The 13,600-nt window shown below is 69.2% G+C and carries 17 protein-coding genes and 2 tRNA genes; 16 read left to right on the top strand and 3 right to left on the bottom strand.

Annotated elements, in window-relative coordinates; all coding sequences use genetic code 11:
- Nucleotides 1-22: 22 nt before the first annotated feature.
- The 11 genes from AC07Q9_RS30135 to AC07Q9_RS30085 are packed head-to-tail and all read left to right on the top strand — an operon-like array spanning nt 23 to nt 10,778.
- Nucleotides 23-1,342, top strand: coding sequence for an aromatic ring-hydroxylating dioxygenase subunit alpha (locus AC07Q9_RS30135; protein WP_495312801.1), 1,320 nt, complete (start codon nt 23-25; stop codon nt 1,340-1,342).
- Nucleotides 1,339-1,803 (top strand): aromatic-ring-hydroxylating dioxygenase subunit beta, encoded by a 465-nt coding sequence (locus AC07Q9_RS30130; protein WP_495312800.1) that lies wholly within the window; start codon nt 1,339-1,341, stop codon nt 1,801-1,803. Before AC07Q9_RS30135 ends, AC07Q9_RS30130 begins: the two co-directional genes overlap by 4 nt.
- Nucleotides 1,804-1,842: 39 nt before the next feature.
- Entirely contained in the window at nt 1,843-3,006 is a 1,164-nt protein-coding gene (locus AC07Q9_RS30125) for an ABC transporter substrate-binding protein (RefSeq protein ID WP_495312799.1), read from the top strand.
- A gap of 55 nt (nt 3,007-3,061) precedes the next feature.
- Nucleotides 3,062-4,117: a branched-chain amino acid ABC transporter permease gene (locus tag AC07Q9_RS30120; protein WP_495260958.1), complete on the top strand. Its 1,056-nt coding sequence runs from the start codon at nt 3,062-3,064 to the stop codon at nt 4,115-4,117.
- Nucleotides 4,114-5,901, top strand: a complete 1,788-nt coding sequence (locus tag AC07Q9_RS30115; RefSeq protein ID WP_095746373.1) for a branched-chain amino acid ABC transporter ATP-binding protein/permease — start codon at nt 4,114-4,116, stop codon at nt 5,899-5,901. Before AC07Q9_RS30120 ends, AC07Q9_RS30115 begins: the two co-directional genes overlap by 4 nt.
- A complete protein-coding gene (locus AC07Q9_RS30110) occupies nt 5,898-6,629 on the top strand; it encodes an ABC transporter ATP-binding protein (RefSeq protein WP_095950531.1) in 732 nt (243 codons plus the stop codon). The genes AC07Q9_RS30115 and AC07Q9_RS30110 overlap by 4 nt, the downstream gene beginning before the upstream one ends.
- Nucleotides 6,619-8,208, top strand: a complete 1,590-nt coding sequence (locus AC07Q9_RS30105) for an ATP-dependent acyl-CoA ligase (protein ID WP_495312798.1) — start codon at nt 6,619-6,621, stop codon at nt 8,206-8,208. Before AC07Q9_RS30110 ends, AC07Q9_RS30105 begins: the two co-directional genes overlap by 11 nt.
- The gene (locus AC07Q9_RS30100) at nt 8,205-8,954 is read left to right on the top strand and encodes an SDR family NAD(P)-dependent oxidoreductase (RefSeq protein ID WP_495312797.1); all 750 of its coding nucleotides are present in this window, start codon (nt 8,205-8,207) and stop codon (nt 8,952-8,954) included. Before AC07Q9_RS30105 ends, AC07Q9_RS30100 begins: the two co-directional genes overlap by 4 nt.
- 53 nt (nt 8,955-9,007) lie before the next feature.
- Complete coding sequence (locus AC07Q9_RS30095) at nt 9,008-9,784, top strand: SDR family NAD(P)-dependent oxidoreductase (RefSeq protein WP_070062353.1); 777 nt, start codon at nt 9,008-9,010, stop codon at nt 9,782-9,784.
- Nucleotides 9,781-10,314, top strand: coding sequence for a MarR family winged helix-turn-helix transcriptional regulator (locus AC07Q9_RS30090; RefSeq protein ID WP_062473285.1), 534 nt, complete (start codon nt 9,781-9,783; stop codon nt 10,312-10,314). Before AC07Q9_RS30095 ends, AC07Q9_RS30090 begins: the two co-directional genes overlap by 4 nt.
- On the top strand, nt 10,311-10,778 hold the full coding sequence (locus AC07Q9_RS30085; protein ID WP_495312796.1) for an acyl-CoA thioesterase: 468 nt from the start codon (nt 10,311-10,313) through the stop codon (nt 10,776-10,778). Before AC07Q9_RS30090 ends, AC07Q9_RS30085 begins: the two co-directional genes overlap by 4 nt.
- Before the next feature lie 14 nt (nt 10,779-10,792).
- On the opposite strand, the gene AC07Q9_RS30080 is transcribed toward AC07Q9_RS30085, so the two are convergent.
- Nucleotides 10,793-11,209: a hypothetical protein gene (locus AC07Q9_RS30080; RefSeq protein ID WP_139702007.1), complete on the bottom strand. Its 417-nt coding sequence runs from the start codon at nt 11,207-11,209 to the stop codon at nt 10,793-10,795.
- Nucleotides 11,210-11,212: 3 nt separating this feature from the next.
- Nucleotides 11,213-11,542: a hypothetical protein gene (locus tag AC07Q9_RS30075; protein ID WP_495312795.1), complete on the bottom strand. Its 330-nt coding sequence runs from the start codon at nt 11,540-11,542 to the stop codon at nt 11,213-11,215.
- 284 nt (nt 11,543-11,826) lie between these two features.
- Between AC07Q9_RS30075 and AC07Q9_RS30070 the strand changes: the two genes are divergently transcribed.
- From AC07Q9_RS30070 to AC07Q9_RS30055, 4 genes are all read left to right on the top strand, one after another.
- Nucleotides 11,827-11,903: transfer RNA gene (locus tag AC07Q9_RS30070), tRNA-Pro, on the top strand.
- Between the two features lie 140 nt (nt 11,904-12,043).
- Nucleotides 12,044-12,256, top strand: coding sequence for a short-chain dehydrogenase (locus tag AC07Q9_RS30065; RefSeq protein WP_495312794.1), 213 nt, complete (start codon nt 12,044-12,046; stop codon nt 12,254-12,256).
- Between the two features lie 35 nt (nt 12,257-12,291).
- Nucleotides 12,292-12,365, top strand: a tRNA-His gene (locus AC07Q9_RS30060).
- A gap of 43 nt (nt 12,366-12,408) precedes the next feature.
- On the top strand, nt 12,409-12,972 hold the full coding sequence (locus tag AC07Q9_RS30055) for an HNH endonuclease (protein ID WP_062473294.1): 564 nt from the start codon (nt 12,409-12,411) through the stop codon (nt 12,970-12,972).
- 132 nt (nt 12,973-13,104) lie between these two features.
- On the opposite strand, the gene AC07Q9_RS30050 is transcribed toward AC07Q9_RS30055, so the two are convergent.
- The gene (locus AC07Q9_RS30050; protein WP_157627325.1) at nt 13,105-13,281 is read right to left on the bottom strand and encodes a hypothetical protein; all 177 of its coding nucleotides are present in this window, start codon (nt 13,279-13,281) and stop codon (nt 13,105-13,107) included.
- 109 nt (nt 13,282-13,390) lie between these two features.
- On the opposite strand from AC07Q9_RS30050, the gene AC07Q9_RS30045 reads away from it, so the two are divergent.
- Complete coding sequence (locus tag AC07Q9_RS30045; protein ID WP_495312793.1) at nt 13,391-13,564, top strand: hypothetical protein; 174 nt, start codon at nt 13,391-13,393, stop codon at nt 13,562-13,564.
- Nucleotides 13,565-13,600: the final 36 nt, after the last annotated feature.

Genomic DNA, 13,600 nt, shown 5'->3' with positions numbered 1-13,600 from the left:
GGTTTAACCGAAGCCCACCGCCATGACCGCCTACCGCAACCGCCCCGATCTCGTCGCGGCGCTGGTCCGCGACGACCGGGTGCACCGCGACCTGTACCTCAGCGACGAATTGTTCGCGCTGGAGCAGGAGCGCCTGTTCGCCCGCACCTGGGTCTTCCTGGGCCATGCCAGCCAGGTGCCGGCGGCGGGCGACTTCGTCACGCAGGAGATCGCGGGCCGCCCGCTGCTCATGGTGCGCCAGCCCGACGGCGCGGTGCACGTCATGTACAACCGCTGCGCCCACAAGGGCACGCAGCTCGTGACCGACGAGAGCGGCAACACCGGCCGCTTCTTTCGCTGCCCGTACCACGCGTGGACCTACAAGCTGGACGGCGCGCCGCTGGGCCTGCCGCTGAAGAACGGCTACGAGGGAACCCAGCTCAAGGCCTGCGAGTCGGGGCAGGGGCTGTCGGTGGTGAAGCACGTGAAGGTGTACCGCGACTTCGTGTTCGTGCGCCTGTCCGACACCGGCCCGTCGTTCGAGGACTACTTCGGCGACGTGCTCGGCGCCCTCGACAACATGGTCGACCGCTCGCCTGAGGGCAAGCTCACCGTGGGCGGTGGCGTGCTGCGCAACATCGTCCATTGCAACTGGAAGATGTACCTGGAGAACATCAACGACACGGTGCACCCGATGTCGACGCACGAGTCGGCCACCAAGGCGGCCGAGGCGCTGTGGGAAGGGCATGCGCCCACCGACCCCAAGCCGATGGCGATGGAGCAGATCCTGCCCTTCGGCTCGGGCTACGAGTTCTTCGACCAGATGGGCGGGCGCGTGTTCGCCAACGGCCACAGCGTGCTGGGCGTGAACTTCAGCATCCATTCCAACTACGCGCAGCTGCCCGAGTACGAAGCCGCGATGCAGGCCGCGCACGGCGTGGAGCGCGCCGCCGACATCCTGCAGCGCTCGCCGCAGAACTCGGTGCTGTACCCGAGCCTGTCGGTCAAGGGCTCGCCGCAGGCCATCCGCGTGATCCGCCCGCTGGCGGCCGACCGCACGCTCATCGAGGCCTGGAGCTTCCGCGCGGCCGGTGCGCCCGCGCTGCTGTTCGAGCGCGCCATGAGCTACAACCGGCTCGTGTTCTCGCCCATGTCGGTGGTGGCGCACGACGACGTGCACCTGTTCGAGAGCATCCAGAAGGGCCTGCGCGCCGGCGGCAACGAGTGGATCAGCCTGCACCGCAACCACGACCCGGCCGAGACGCAGCAGGCCACGGTGACCACCAACGGCACCAACGAGCTGCTCATGCGCAACCAGTTCCGGGCCTGGGCCCGCGCCATGACGCCGGAGGTGGCGGCATGAACGACCCGCGTGACTTCATCGCCCACGAAGCAGCCCTGCTCGACGCGCGCCGCTTCGACGACTGGCAGGCCCTGTTCGCCGACGACGGCCACTACTGGGTGCCGCTGCTCGGCGCGGCGCAGGCCGATCCGTTCTCGCACAACTCGCTGGCCTACGAAGACCGGCTGCTGCTGCAGCTGCGCGTGGAGCGGCTGAAGAACCCGCGCGCGCATTCGCAGCACCCGGCCAGCCACAGCCAGCATGTGCTGCAGCCTTCGCACATCGAGGAAGAGGGCGCCGACGACGTGCGCCTGCGCACGCCCTTTCTCTACATCGAGGCGCGCGGCGACGACCAGATCCTGCTGAGCGGCACCGCCCGCCACCACCTCATTCGCACCCCCACGGGCTGGTCCATCCGCGAGAAGCGCATCGACCTGCTCAATGCCACGCGCGCCTTGCCCGCGATCCAGTTGTTCATCTGAGTTTCTGTTCCTTCCATCCTTCCTCACTGGAGCTACGACATGAAGAACCTGATGCAGACCTTGACGCGCGGTGCCCTCGCCGCGGCGCTGACCGCCTGTGGTGTGGCGAGCGCACTGGCGGCCGACCTCAAGGTCGGACTCAGCGTGTCGCTGTCGGGGCCCAACTCCTCGCTGGGCGTGCCGTACGCCAAGGGCATGCAGGCCGCGCTGGCCTACAAGGGCGAGGTCAACGGCCGCAAGATCCAGCTCGTGGTTCTCGACGACGGCTCCGACCCGACCACGGCCGGGCGCAACGCGCGCAAGCTCATCGAGGACGAAAAGGTCGACGTGCTCATGGGCACCTCGGGCGTGCCGTCGGCCATCGCGATGGCGCAGGTGGGCAAGGAGGCCAAGACGCCCATGATCGGCCTCACGCCCATCCTGCTCGACCCCAACGAGAACCCGTGGGTGATGACGGTGGCGCAGCCCACGCAGCTCATGATCGACGCGGTGGTCGAGCGCATGAAGCGCAACAACGTCAAGACGGTGGGCTACATCGGCTTTTCCGACGCCTGGGGCGACCTGGTGTACGAGGCCCTCAACAAGGCCGCGCCCGCCGTCGGCATCAAGGTGGTGAGCAACGAGCGCTACGCGCGCGCCGACGCCTCGGTGACGGGCCAGGTGCTGAAGATCGTGGCGCTGCGCCCCGACGCGGTGATGACCGGCGGCGCCGGCACGCCGGGCGCGCTGCCGTTCCTGGCGCTGCAGGAGCGCGGCTTCAAGGGCGGCGTGTACGGCCAGCACGGCCTGATCAACCCCGACTTCGTGCGCGTGGTCGGCGCGGCCGGCCAGAACGCGCTGATGCCCACGGGCCCGGTGATCGTCGCCGAGCAGCTGCCGGCCGACTACCCGACCAAGAAGATCGCGACCGACTTCCGCGCCGTGTTCCAGAAGGTCAACAACGCACCCACCAGCGATGCCTTCTCGGCCTACTCGTTCGACGGCTGGCTGGTGTTCGCCGACGCCGCCTCGCGCGCCATGAAGAAGGCCGAGCCGGGCACGCCCGAGTTCCGCGTGGCGCTACGCGACGCCATCTTCAGCACCAAGGAAGTGGTCGGCACGCACGGCGTCTACACCTTCAAGCCCGGCAGCCTGTACGGCGTGGACGAGCGCGCCCGCGTGATCGTCAAGCTCGACAACGGCCAATGGAAGCTCGCCCCTTGAATCTCCCGTTTTTCTTCACGACAACGACAACGATGACTCCGACAGAGGTTTTTCTATGAACTGGGACGTGGCATTGATCCTCGTCACCGACGGCCTGGCCAACGGTGCCGTCTATCTGCTGGCCGGGCTCGGGCTGGTGCTGATCTTCTCGGTCACGCGGGTGGTGTTCGTGCCGTTCGGCGACATCGCGGCCTTTGCCGCGCTGTCGCTGGCGGCCTTCGAAACCGGCCGCGTGCCGCCGACCATCGGCATGGTCGCGGTGCTGGCCGCGCTGGCGCTGGCCACCGAGGTTGGCAGCCTGCTGCGGCGCGGCGAGGCCGCGCGCATTCCCAAGGCGGTGCTGACCTGGGGCGTGCTGCCGGCCATTCCGTGCGTGCTCGCCTGGCTGGCGGCGCGGCCCGGCGTGCCGGTGGCGGTGCACATCGCGGTGGCCGTGCTGCTGGTGGTGCCCATCGCGCCGCTGCTGGCGCGCGTGGTGTTCCAGCCGATCGCCGATGCCTCGGTGCTGGTGCTGCTGATCGTGTCGCTGGCGCTGCACTTTCTGCTCTCGGGCCTGGGCCTGCTGTTCTTCGGGCCCGAGGGCTCGCGCACCACGCCGCTCACGAGCGCGGTGTTTACGCTGGGCGACGGCTTCACGGTCAGCGGCCAGGTGGTGCTGATGGTGGGGGCGGCCGTGGTGCTGAGCGGGTTGTTCTTCCTGGTGTTCGAGCGCACGGTGGCCGGCAAGGCCCTGCGCGCCACGGCCGTGAACCGCGTGGGTGCGCGGCTGGTCGGCATCCGGCCGGTGCGCACGGCGCTGCTGGCCTACGGCTGCGCCTCGCTGCTCGCAGGGCTCATCGGCGTGCTGATCGCGCCGGTGACCACCATGTACTACGACTCGGGTTTCATCATCGGCCTGAAGGCCTTCGTGGCCGCGATCATCGGCGGGCTCGTGAGCTACCCGATGACGGCCATCGGCGCGCTGGCGGTCGGCGTGGTCGAGAGCTTCGCGTCGTTCTGGAGCGGCGCACTGAAAGACGTGATCGTGTTCAGCCTGCTGATCCCGGTGCTCATGCTGCGCTCCTTCATGGCGGCCCATTCGGAAGAGGAAGAAGACGAGGTGGACCAATGAACGGCAACACGAAACGCATGGCGTGGATCGCGGGCGTGATCGTCGTGCTGGCCCTGGTGCCGGCCGTGGCGGGCAGCTTCACGGTCTCGCTGCTCAACGACATCGGCATCGGCGCGCTGGTGGCGCTGGGCCTCGTGCTGCTCACCGGCGTGGGCGGCGCCACCTCGTTCGGCCAGGCGGCCTTCGTGGGCATCGCGGCCTACGCCACCGCGTGGCTCACCACCGCGCAGGGCCTGTCGCCGTGGCTGGGGCTCCTGTTCGCGCTGCTGCTCACGGGCCTGTCGGCGCTGGCCATCGGCATGCTGACCTTGCGGCTGGGCGGGCACTTCCTGCCGCTGAGCACCATCGCCTGGGGGCTGTCGATCGCGATGCTGTTCGGCAACGTCGATGCGCTCGGGCGCCACACGGGCCTGTCGAACATCCCGGCGCTGCAGATCGGCGGCTGGTCGCTGGCCGATCCGCGCGCGATGTACTACCTGATCTGGGTGGTGGTCGGGCTGGCCTGCCTGTTCAGCCACAACCTGCTCCAGTCGCGCCCCGGCCGCGCGATTCGCGGGCTGCGCGGCGGCGCCACGCTGCTGGCCAGCGTGGGGGCGGATGCGTACCGCGTGCGGCTGTCGCTGTTCGTCACGGCGGCGCTGTTCGCGGGGCTGGCGGGTTGGCTCTATGCGCACATGAACCGCTTCGTGAGCCCGTCGCCCTTCGACGTGCGCGCCAGCATCGAGTACCTGCTGATGGCCGTGGCCGGCGGGCTCGGGCAGCTGGCGGGCGCGCTGGTGGGCGCGGCACTGGTGCTGGTGCTGAAGAACGGCCTGCAGGACGTGCTGCCGATGCTCACGCAGCGCGCCGGCCAGCTGGAGGCCGTGGCCTTCGCGGCGCTGTTCATCCTGCTGCTGCACTTTGCGCGCGGCGGCGTGATGGGCCTGCTGCGGCGCTGGACGCGCCGGCGCGCCGCGCCGCAGGGCGCCTCGCGCTACACCGGCGCCCCGGTCGAGCCGCTGCCGCACCGGCAGCTGCCGGCGCGCGGCACGCAGGTGCTGTCGGTCAACGGCGCCGTGAAGCGCTTCGGCGGGCTGGTGGCGGTGAACGACGTGAGCTTCGACGTCAAGGCGGGCGAGATCATCGGCCTCATCGGACCCAACGGCGCGGGCAAGTCGACCATGTTCAACCTGCTGACATGCACGCTGCCGATGAGCGCGGGCCAGGTGCGCTTTCTCGAGCACGACATCGCCGGCATGCCGCAGCGCGCGGTGGCGCGGCTCGGGCTGGCGCGCACCTTCCAGCACGTGAAGCTGCGCCCGCACATGAGCCTGCTGGACAACGTGGCGCTGGGCGCGCACTCGCGCACGCGCTCGGGCATCCTGAAGGCGGGCCTGCGGCTCGATCGCACCGAAGAAAGCCAGATCCTGCAGGAGGCGCAGCGCCAGCTCGACCGCATCGGCCTGGGCGACCGCGCGCACGAACTCGCGGGCAGCCTGCCGCTGGGCACGCAGCGCATCCTGGAGATTGCGCGTGCACTCGCCGCCGACCCCGTGCTGCTCGTGCTCGACGAGCCCGCGGCCGGCCTGCGCCGCAAGGAAAAGATGGCCTTGGGCGACCTGCTGCGCAAGCTGCGCGAGGAGGGCGTGACCATCCTGATCGTCGAACACGACATGGACTTCGTGATGAAACTGGTGGACCGTCTGGTGGTGATGAACTTCGGCTCCAAGCTCGTGGAGGGCGTGCCGTCGGCGGTGCGTGCCGACGAGCGTGTGCAGGCGGCTTACCTGGGGAGCGTTGTATGACCGCGATGCTGGAGATTGGTGACCTGCACGTGTCGTACGGGCAGGTCGAGGCGGTGCGCGGCGTGTCGCTCGACGTGCAGCGGGGCCAGATCATCTCGGTGATCGGCCCCAACGGCGCGGGCAAGACCACGCTGCTGGCCGCGGCCATGGGCCTGCTGCCGTGCAAGGGCACGCTGCGCTTCGAAGGCGAAGACCTGCAAGGGCTCGACGTGGAGTCGCGCGTGGAGCGCGGCCTGTGCCTCGTGCCCGAGCGGCGCGAGCTGTTCGGCGAGCTCACCGTGCTCGACAACCTGCAGCTGGGCGCCTACGCCAAGCGGCTGCGCGGCGACGCGATGAAGCGGCAGCTGCAATCGGTGTACGACCGCTTCCCGCGCCTGGCCGAGCGCCGCGCGCAACGCGCCGACACGCTCTCGGGCGGCGAGCGGCAGATGCTGGCCGTGGGCCGCGCGCTCATGTCGGCGCCGCGCCTGCTGATGCTCGACGAGCCCAGCCTGGGCCTGGCGCCGCTGATCGTGCGCGACATCCTCACCATCGTGCGCAAGCTGCGCGACGACGGCGTGTCGATCCTGCTGGTGGAGCAGAACGCGCGCGCCGCGCTCGAAAGCTCGGACGAAGGCTATGTGCTGGAGACCGGCGAGATCGCGCTGTCGGGTGCTTCCGGGGACCTCGCGAGCGACCCGCGCGTGCAGGCCACCTACCTCGGCGGAGGCACGCACGATGACGAGTGACCCGCGCGCGGTGCCGCCGGCGCAACGCACGCTGCCCGCCATGCTGCAGCGGCAGGCGGCGCTGTTCGGCAGCCGACCGCTGCTGCGCGTCGCGGGCCGGCAATGGACGCATGCCGACGCGGCCGACGCGGCGGCCACGCGCGCCGGTGCGCTCGCACAGCATGGCGTGGCGCGCGGCGACCGCATCGCCGTGATGTGCGGCAACCGCATCGAGTTCCTCGACACTTTTCTCGGTGCGGGCTGGCTCGGCGCCTCGGTCGTGCCGGTCAACACGGCGTCGATGGGGCCGCAGATCGAATACTTCCTCGCGAACAGCGAGGCAAAGCTGCTGGTGATCGAGGCGGGCTTTCTCGATCGGCTGGCGACGGCCGACCTGGCCCGCACGGCGCTGCGCGAGGTGTGGGTGGTGGGTGAGGCCGAAACGCCGTGGACACCGCCCGCCGGCGTGCGCGTGTCGGCCTACCCGCCGGGCGCGCAGGCGCTGCCGCCCGCGCCGGTGCAGCCGGGCGACCCGCTCGCCATCCTCTACACCTCGGGCACCACGGGCCCGGCCAAGGGCGTGATCTGCCCGCAGGCGCAGTACTTCTGGTGGGGCGTGAACAGCGCCGAGGTGCTCGGCGTGGGCCGCGACGACGTGCTGTGCACCACGCTGCCGCTGTTTCACATCAACGCGCTCAACACCTTCGCGCAGGCCGCGCTCACCGGGGCCGAGGTGGTGTTCGAGTCGCGCTTCTCCGCTTCGGGCTTCTGGCCGGCGATGCGCGCCAACGGCGCGACCGTGGTCTACCTGCTCGGCGCGATGGTGCCGATCCTGCTGGCCCAGCCCGAAGGCGAGGGCGAGCGCAACCACCGCGTGCGCACCGGCCTCGGGCCCGGCGTGCCCGCGGCCGCGGGGCAGGCCTTCCAGGCGCGCACGGGCGTGTCGCTGCTCGAAGGCTACGGCTCGACCGAGACCAACTTCGCGATCGCCACTGCGCCCGATTCGCCGCGCGGCGGCGTCATGGGCTGGCTGCGCCCCGGCTTCCAGGCCTGCGTGGCCGACGAAGACGACGTGCCGCTGCCGCCCGGCGAGGCCGGCGAGCTGCTGCTGCGCGCCGACGAGCCGTACGCCTTTGCCAGCGGCTACTTCCACATGCCCGAGAAGACCGTCGAGGCCTGGCGCAACCTGTGGTTCCACACCGGCGACCGCGTGGTGCGCGATGCCGACGGCGCGTTCCGCTTTGTCGACCGCATCAAGGACGCGATCCGCCGGCGCGGCGAGAACATCTCGTCCTTCGAGGTCGAGCAGGTGCTGCTGAGCCACCCCGGCGTGGCCTCGTGCGCGGTGTACCCCGTGCGCTCCGAGCTGGCCGAAGACGAGGTGATGGCTGCGCTGGTGGCGCGCGAAGGCGTGGCCATCGACCCGGCCGAACTGGCGCGCTTCTGCGAAGGCCGCCTGCCGTACTTCGCGGTGCCGCGCTACATCGACCTCTTGCCCGACCTGCCGCGCACCGAGAACGGCAAGGTGCAGAAGTTCAAGCTGCGCGAGCGCGGCGTGGGGCCGCAGACCTGGGACGGTCGGCCCGCCAAAGCCGGATGACGCACGCCACCGCGCTTCCGCTGGCAGGGCGCGTGGCCTTCGTGACCGGTGCGGGGCAGGGGCTGGGCGCGGCCATCGCGCGCGGGCTGGCGCAGGCTGGTGCGCGCGTGGCGGTGGCCGATATCGACCAAGCCAATGCCCGGGCCGTTGCCACCGAGGTGAACGGCCTCGCGCTGCCGCTCGACGTGCGCGACGAGCAGACCTTCGGCGACCGCTTCGCGCAGGCCGTGGCGCGCTTCGGCGCGGTCGATATCCTGGTCAACAACGCGGCGCGCACGCCGACCACCTCGCTGTGGGACATCACGCCCGCCGAGTGGGACGACGTGCTCGCCATCAACCTGCGTGGCAGCTTCTTCGGCTGCCGCATCGCCGGAAAGCACATGCGCGAACGTAGCGCGGGCCGCATCGTCAACCTGGCCTCGCTGGCGGGGCAACAGGTCAGCAGCGCCACCGGCGTGCACTACGCGGCCAGCAAGGCCGGCCTGCTGGCGCTGACGCGTGCCTTTGCGCAGGAACTGGCGCCGCACGGCGTGACCGTGAACGCGCTGGCCCCCGCCGCCATCGACAGCCCCGCGCTCGCTGCGCTGGCGCCCGAGCGGCAGCAGGCGCTGAAGGCCGGCATTCCGCTCGGCCGCTTCGGCCTGGCCGACGAGGTGGCCGCCGCCGTCGTCTACCTGGCCTCGCCGGCCGCCGGCTTCATGACCGGGGCGACGCTGGACCTCAACGGCGGCCGTTTCATGCGGTAGCACCACGCCGGGGCGCAAGCGGCTAAAATGATTCAGAACTAAACCATTCAGGTATGCACACAAATTCGCTCACTGGCCGTCATGCCCTCGTCACCGGTGCCGCTCGCGGCATCGGCGCAGAGATCGCCCGCACCCTCGCTGCCCAGGGGGCCGTGCTGACCTTGCTGGGCCGCGATGCGCAGGCCTTGCAGCGCGTGGCCGAGACCCTGGCGGGCAGCGGCCACGGCGTGGTGGCGGCCGACGTGGCCGACCCGCAGGCCGTGCAGTCGGCCTTTGCGCAGGCGCGCGCCGAACGCGGGGCGGTGACCGTGCTGGTCAACAACGCGGGCGCCGCCGAGAGCGCGCCGTTCCTGAAGACCTCGGTCGAGCTGTGGCAGCGCATGCTGTCGGTCAACCTCACCGGCAGCTTCCTGTGCGCGCAGGCCGCGCTGCCCGACATGCTCGACGCCGGCTGGGGCCGCATCGTCAACATCGCCAGCACGGCGGGACAGAAGGGCTACGCCTACGTGTCGGCCTACACCGCCGCCAAGCACGGCGTGATCGGCCTCACGCGCGCGCTGGCACTCGAGGTGGCGCGCAAGGGCATCACCGTGAACGCCGTGTGCCCGGGCTACACCGACACCGACATCTTGCGCAACAGCGTCGCCAACGTGGTCGGCAAGACCGGCCGCAGCGAAGCGGATGCGCTGGCCGAGTTCTCCAGCGTGAACCCGCAAAAGCGCATCGTGCAGCCCGCCGAAGTGGCCGACGCCGTGCGCTGGCTGTGCGGCGAGGGCGCCGCGTCGGTCACGGGCCAGTCGATCTCCGTTTCCGGAGGAGAAGTCACATGAGTCGCAACGATGCCTCCCACGCCGTGCTGAGCGACGCCGAAGAACTCGGCCACGAAGCCCGCGCCGGCCATGAAGACCACGCCATGCTCAAGCTGTGGCTGCGCATGCTCGCGAGCACCACGCAGATCGAGGCCGAGATCCGGCGCCGGCTGCGCGAGCGCTTCGGCATCTCGCTGGCGCGCTTCGACTACATGGCGCAGCTGTACCGCTACGAAGACGGCCTGAAGATGCGCGTGCTCTCGCGCTACCTGATGGTCACCGGCGGCAACGTCACCGGCCTGACCGACGAGCTCGAGCGCGAAGGCATGGTGGCGCGCGCGCCCAGCCCCGACGACCGCCGCGCCTGGATCGTGAGCCTCACGCCCGAAGGCCGCAACGCCTTCGAAGCCATGGCCACCGAGCACGAGCAGTGGATCCTCGAGATGTTCTCGGGCCTGGATATGAAGACCGTCAAGCAGATGCACAACCAGCTCGGGCTGCTGCGCGTGCACGTGATGCGCGGCGACGGCGCGGTCGAGGACCGCGCATGAGCGGCGAGGGCGGTGGTGTGGAGTTCCAGCGCCCGCGCCTGATCCGTTTTTCCGACTGCGACCCCGCGGGCATCGTCTTCTATCCGCAGTACTTCGTGATGCTCAACGGCCTGGTCGAAGACTGGGTGAGCGAGGGGCTCGGCGTGGGCTACCACGCACTGATCGGCGAACGCCGCGTCGGCCTGCCGACCGTGAAGCTCGACGCCGACTTTCGCGCCGTGAGCCGCATGGGCGACCAGGTGATGCTCGGCCTCTCGGTCGCGCAACTGGGCTCGCGCTCGATCGCGCTCGCGTTGCGCTGCTTCGAGCCCACCACGGGCGAGCTGCGCATGCAGGTGCGTCAGGTGTTGGTGACGACCTCGCTCGACACCCACCGCGCCATCGCCGTGCCGGACGACATGCGCGCGGCCATCCTGCGCGATGCGCCGGCGCTGGCTGCTGCCGAGCCCGCTGGCAAGGCCTGAAGGCCTGAGCAAGGCTAGGGCGCCGGCGCAGGGCCGTCGGCAGGCTCGAGCGCCTTCTTCTCCTGCGCGTGCTTCTTCAGCCAGCCGCTGAGTTCGCGCTTCCCCTTCGCATTGGCCTGGCGCCACGCCTCACGCGCGGCGGCCACGAAGCGTTCTTCCGCCGCATCGGGCGGTGCTTCTGAAGGCGCAGTGTTGTCTTCGTCGAGCCAGCCCGCGGCCACGTCGCAATGCCGCTCGATCTGCCGTGCGAGCTTGTCGCCGATGGGCCGCGCACTCTTGATCTGGCTCCACATGCTCGGAGAGATCTCGAGCTTGCGTGCGAACGCCTGGTCGAGCCCCTTGGCGGGCAGGCCCGCCGCGACGGCGTCCTCGAGAAAGCGGCGATGCAGCACAAGCGCATTGCGGCGGCGCGCGACGGTGGTATGGGGCACTGTTCAAAAACAACAACAAGACAAGAAAAGATTGTCCCGGTTGTTGACGTCGCCGTAAACACTCTTTACAGTTGCCTCCAATTCACGGCACCAGCCGTCCCTTCTTTCCAACCCCTTACAGCCGACAGCGGCAATTTTTGACCAGGAACCATCGTGAACACCGCACTGACCCTCACCAGCCATCGACCCGCCTCGGGCCGACCGCTCGTGCGCGTCGGGTTCTGCCATGGTTTCGACATGCCGTCGCCCCTGTCGTTGTCTTCGCACCTGAACACCGCGTACGCCGCCAAAGCCGCAGCCCGTCTGCGCGTGGGTGGTCAGTTCGAGGCTCATCAGGTGCCCCCGGGTGGAGGTCGCGCGTAGGCGCGCATCTCTCAAGCTCTCTCGCAAAGAGGCCCGGACACCGCAAGGTTCCGGGCCTTTTTGTTTTTGCCGCTTTCCATTTCGGGTGTGCCTTCACCCCACCGCCAGAAATTGCCGCGTCGACGGTCTGGCGGGATGTGCATGAGTTGATCACTCCTGTGCAGCGACGTTCGATGGGGCCGCGCCCAGCGCGCGGCCCGTCGCGTGAGGACACAACCGAAATGGAAGCGCGGCAGGCTTCTTTTGTTTTTCTTCCGTGTGTGGCGCAGCCTGGTAGCGCATCTGGTTTGGGACCAGAGGGTCGCAGGTTCAACTCCTGCCACACGGACCACACCCGAGCGGGACCGGGCCATGCCAACGCGTGGCCCGCCCGCGGAAACCGGCCGCAAAGATAGGGCGGCGCCGGAACCCGTCACCGGACATTTTTCAAGTCATTACTTTCTTTTTTCGTTACCGACCCAGGAGGCCCTCATGCGCAAGCGCAACTCACCGATCCGGATGATCGCCGTGCACCCGGCGCCGCTGCCGCGCAGGCACATGGTGTGGTCGCTGGCCCAGCGCTTCGGCGTGGGGCTCGGGCCGCGCTACGTGGCCGATCGCGCGTCGGCATCGCCGGGCGGTAGCGAGGCATCGCTCGACAGCCTCGACCTCGACCAGCGCGTGCGCGCGTCGGGCGAGTGGTAGCAGTTCAGCACTGCTCGTCTTCTGTTTCTTCAATGGTGCGTGTAGCTCAATGGCAGAGCCGCGGGTTGTGGTCCCGCTGACAACGGTTCGATTCCGTTCGTGCACCCCAACCGTTCACCACAAGCCATCGCCGCGAAGGGAGGCGATTCGTCATGCATTCACACGTCCTGCAACTCGACATTCAGGGCACGCCGCAAGCCTGGATCTCGCTGGAGCAGGCGGTGTTGCACTACGCCACCGGCAACGTGGCCTGGGAAGACGGCGCGCTGCCGCTGGCCACGCTGCGCGGCGGCTTCAACGTGGCGCGCGGTGTGCAGTCGCGCATCGACGTCGCGCCCATCATCGCGCTGCGCGGTGCGTCGAAGATCAACCTCTTCGACGTCGTGCCCGGCGTGACCAAGGCCAAGCTGCTGCGCCGCGACCGCCATACCTGCGCCTACTGCGCGCAGGTGTTCGCCGACCGCGACCTGCAGTGCGAACACGTCATGCCCGAGTCGCGCGGCGGCCCGTGGAGCTGGACCAACCTCGTCAGCGCCTGCGCCGTCTGCAACAACCGCAAGGCCGCGCGCACGCCCGAAGAAGCGGGCATGCCGCTGGTCTACCTGCCGTACGTGCCGAGCCGCTTCGAGAACTTCCTGCTCGAAGGCCGCAACATCCGTGCGGACGTGCACGAGTGGCTGGCCAAGCGCCTGCCGCGTGGCTCGCGGCTGCAGTAGCGCGATGCGCACAAAGAGAAAAGCCCGCTTCCGTTGGATCAACGGACAGCGGGCTTTGCCTTGTGTGGCTCGCGGTGCGCGAGCGACGCGTGTGTGAGTGAATGAAGGCGCGAGTGGCTTGCTTGTTTGTGTTCAGCGCCCCGCGCCGAAGAAGCTGTAAGCCACGGCTGTGGCTGCTGCGAGCCCGCCGAGCAAGATGAAGAGCACCTTTGTCGTACGGCGAGGGCCGCGCCGTGAACGGACCCAATGCTCCGGCCCGATCAGATCGATCGGAACCGTGGGTTTACCTATGTCGGATGCCTTTTCCATGCCAAGAAATATAGCGCAGGCGCCAAGGCAAGAAGTTACAACGGCTTTTTGGCCCCATCGCACCGTGGCCGCTTGCCGACACCAGGCAGAAACGTGTGAAATATTCCTCATGAACCAACAAATCATTCTCGAGAGCCTGGTCCGCGCCCTGGAGAGCTGGGGCCGCAACGCCTCCGCGGCCGAGCTGTGGCGCGTGCACCGCGAGGGCGGCCTGGGCGCATCGATCCGCACCGAAGGCGAGAGTGTTGATTGCCGCCGAAAATTGACCCAGCTAACGCAGTAATTTCCGTCTAAGACTGACCCACGTAAAACCCTACCC

The organism is Variovorax sp. GW821-FHT09A10, assembly GCF_059418385.1.
Note: the sequence above shows the minus strand (reverse complement) of the source record. Positions and strands in the feature narration are given on the sequence as shown.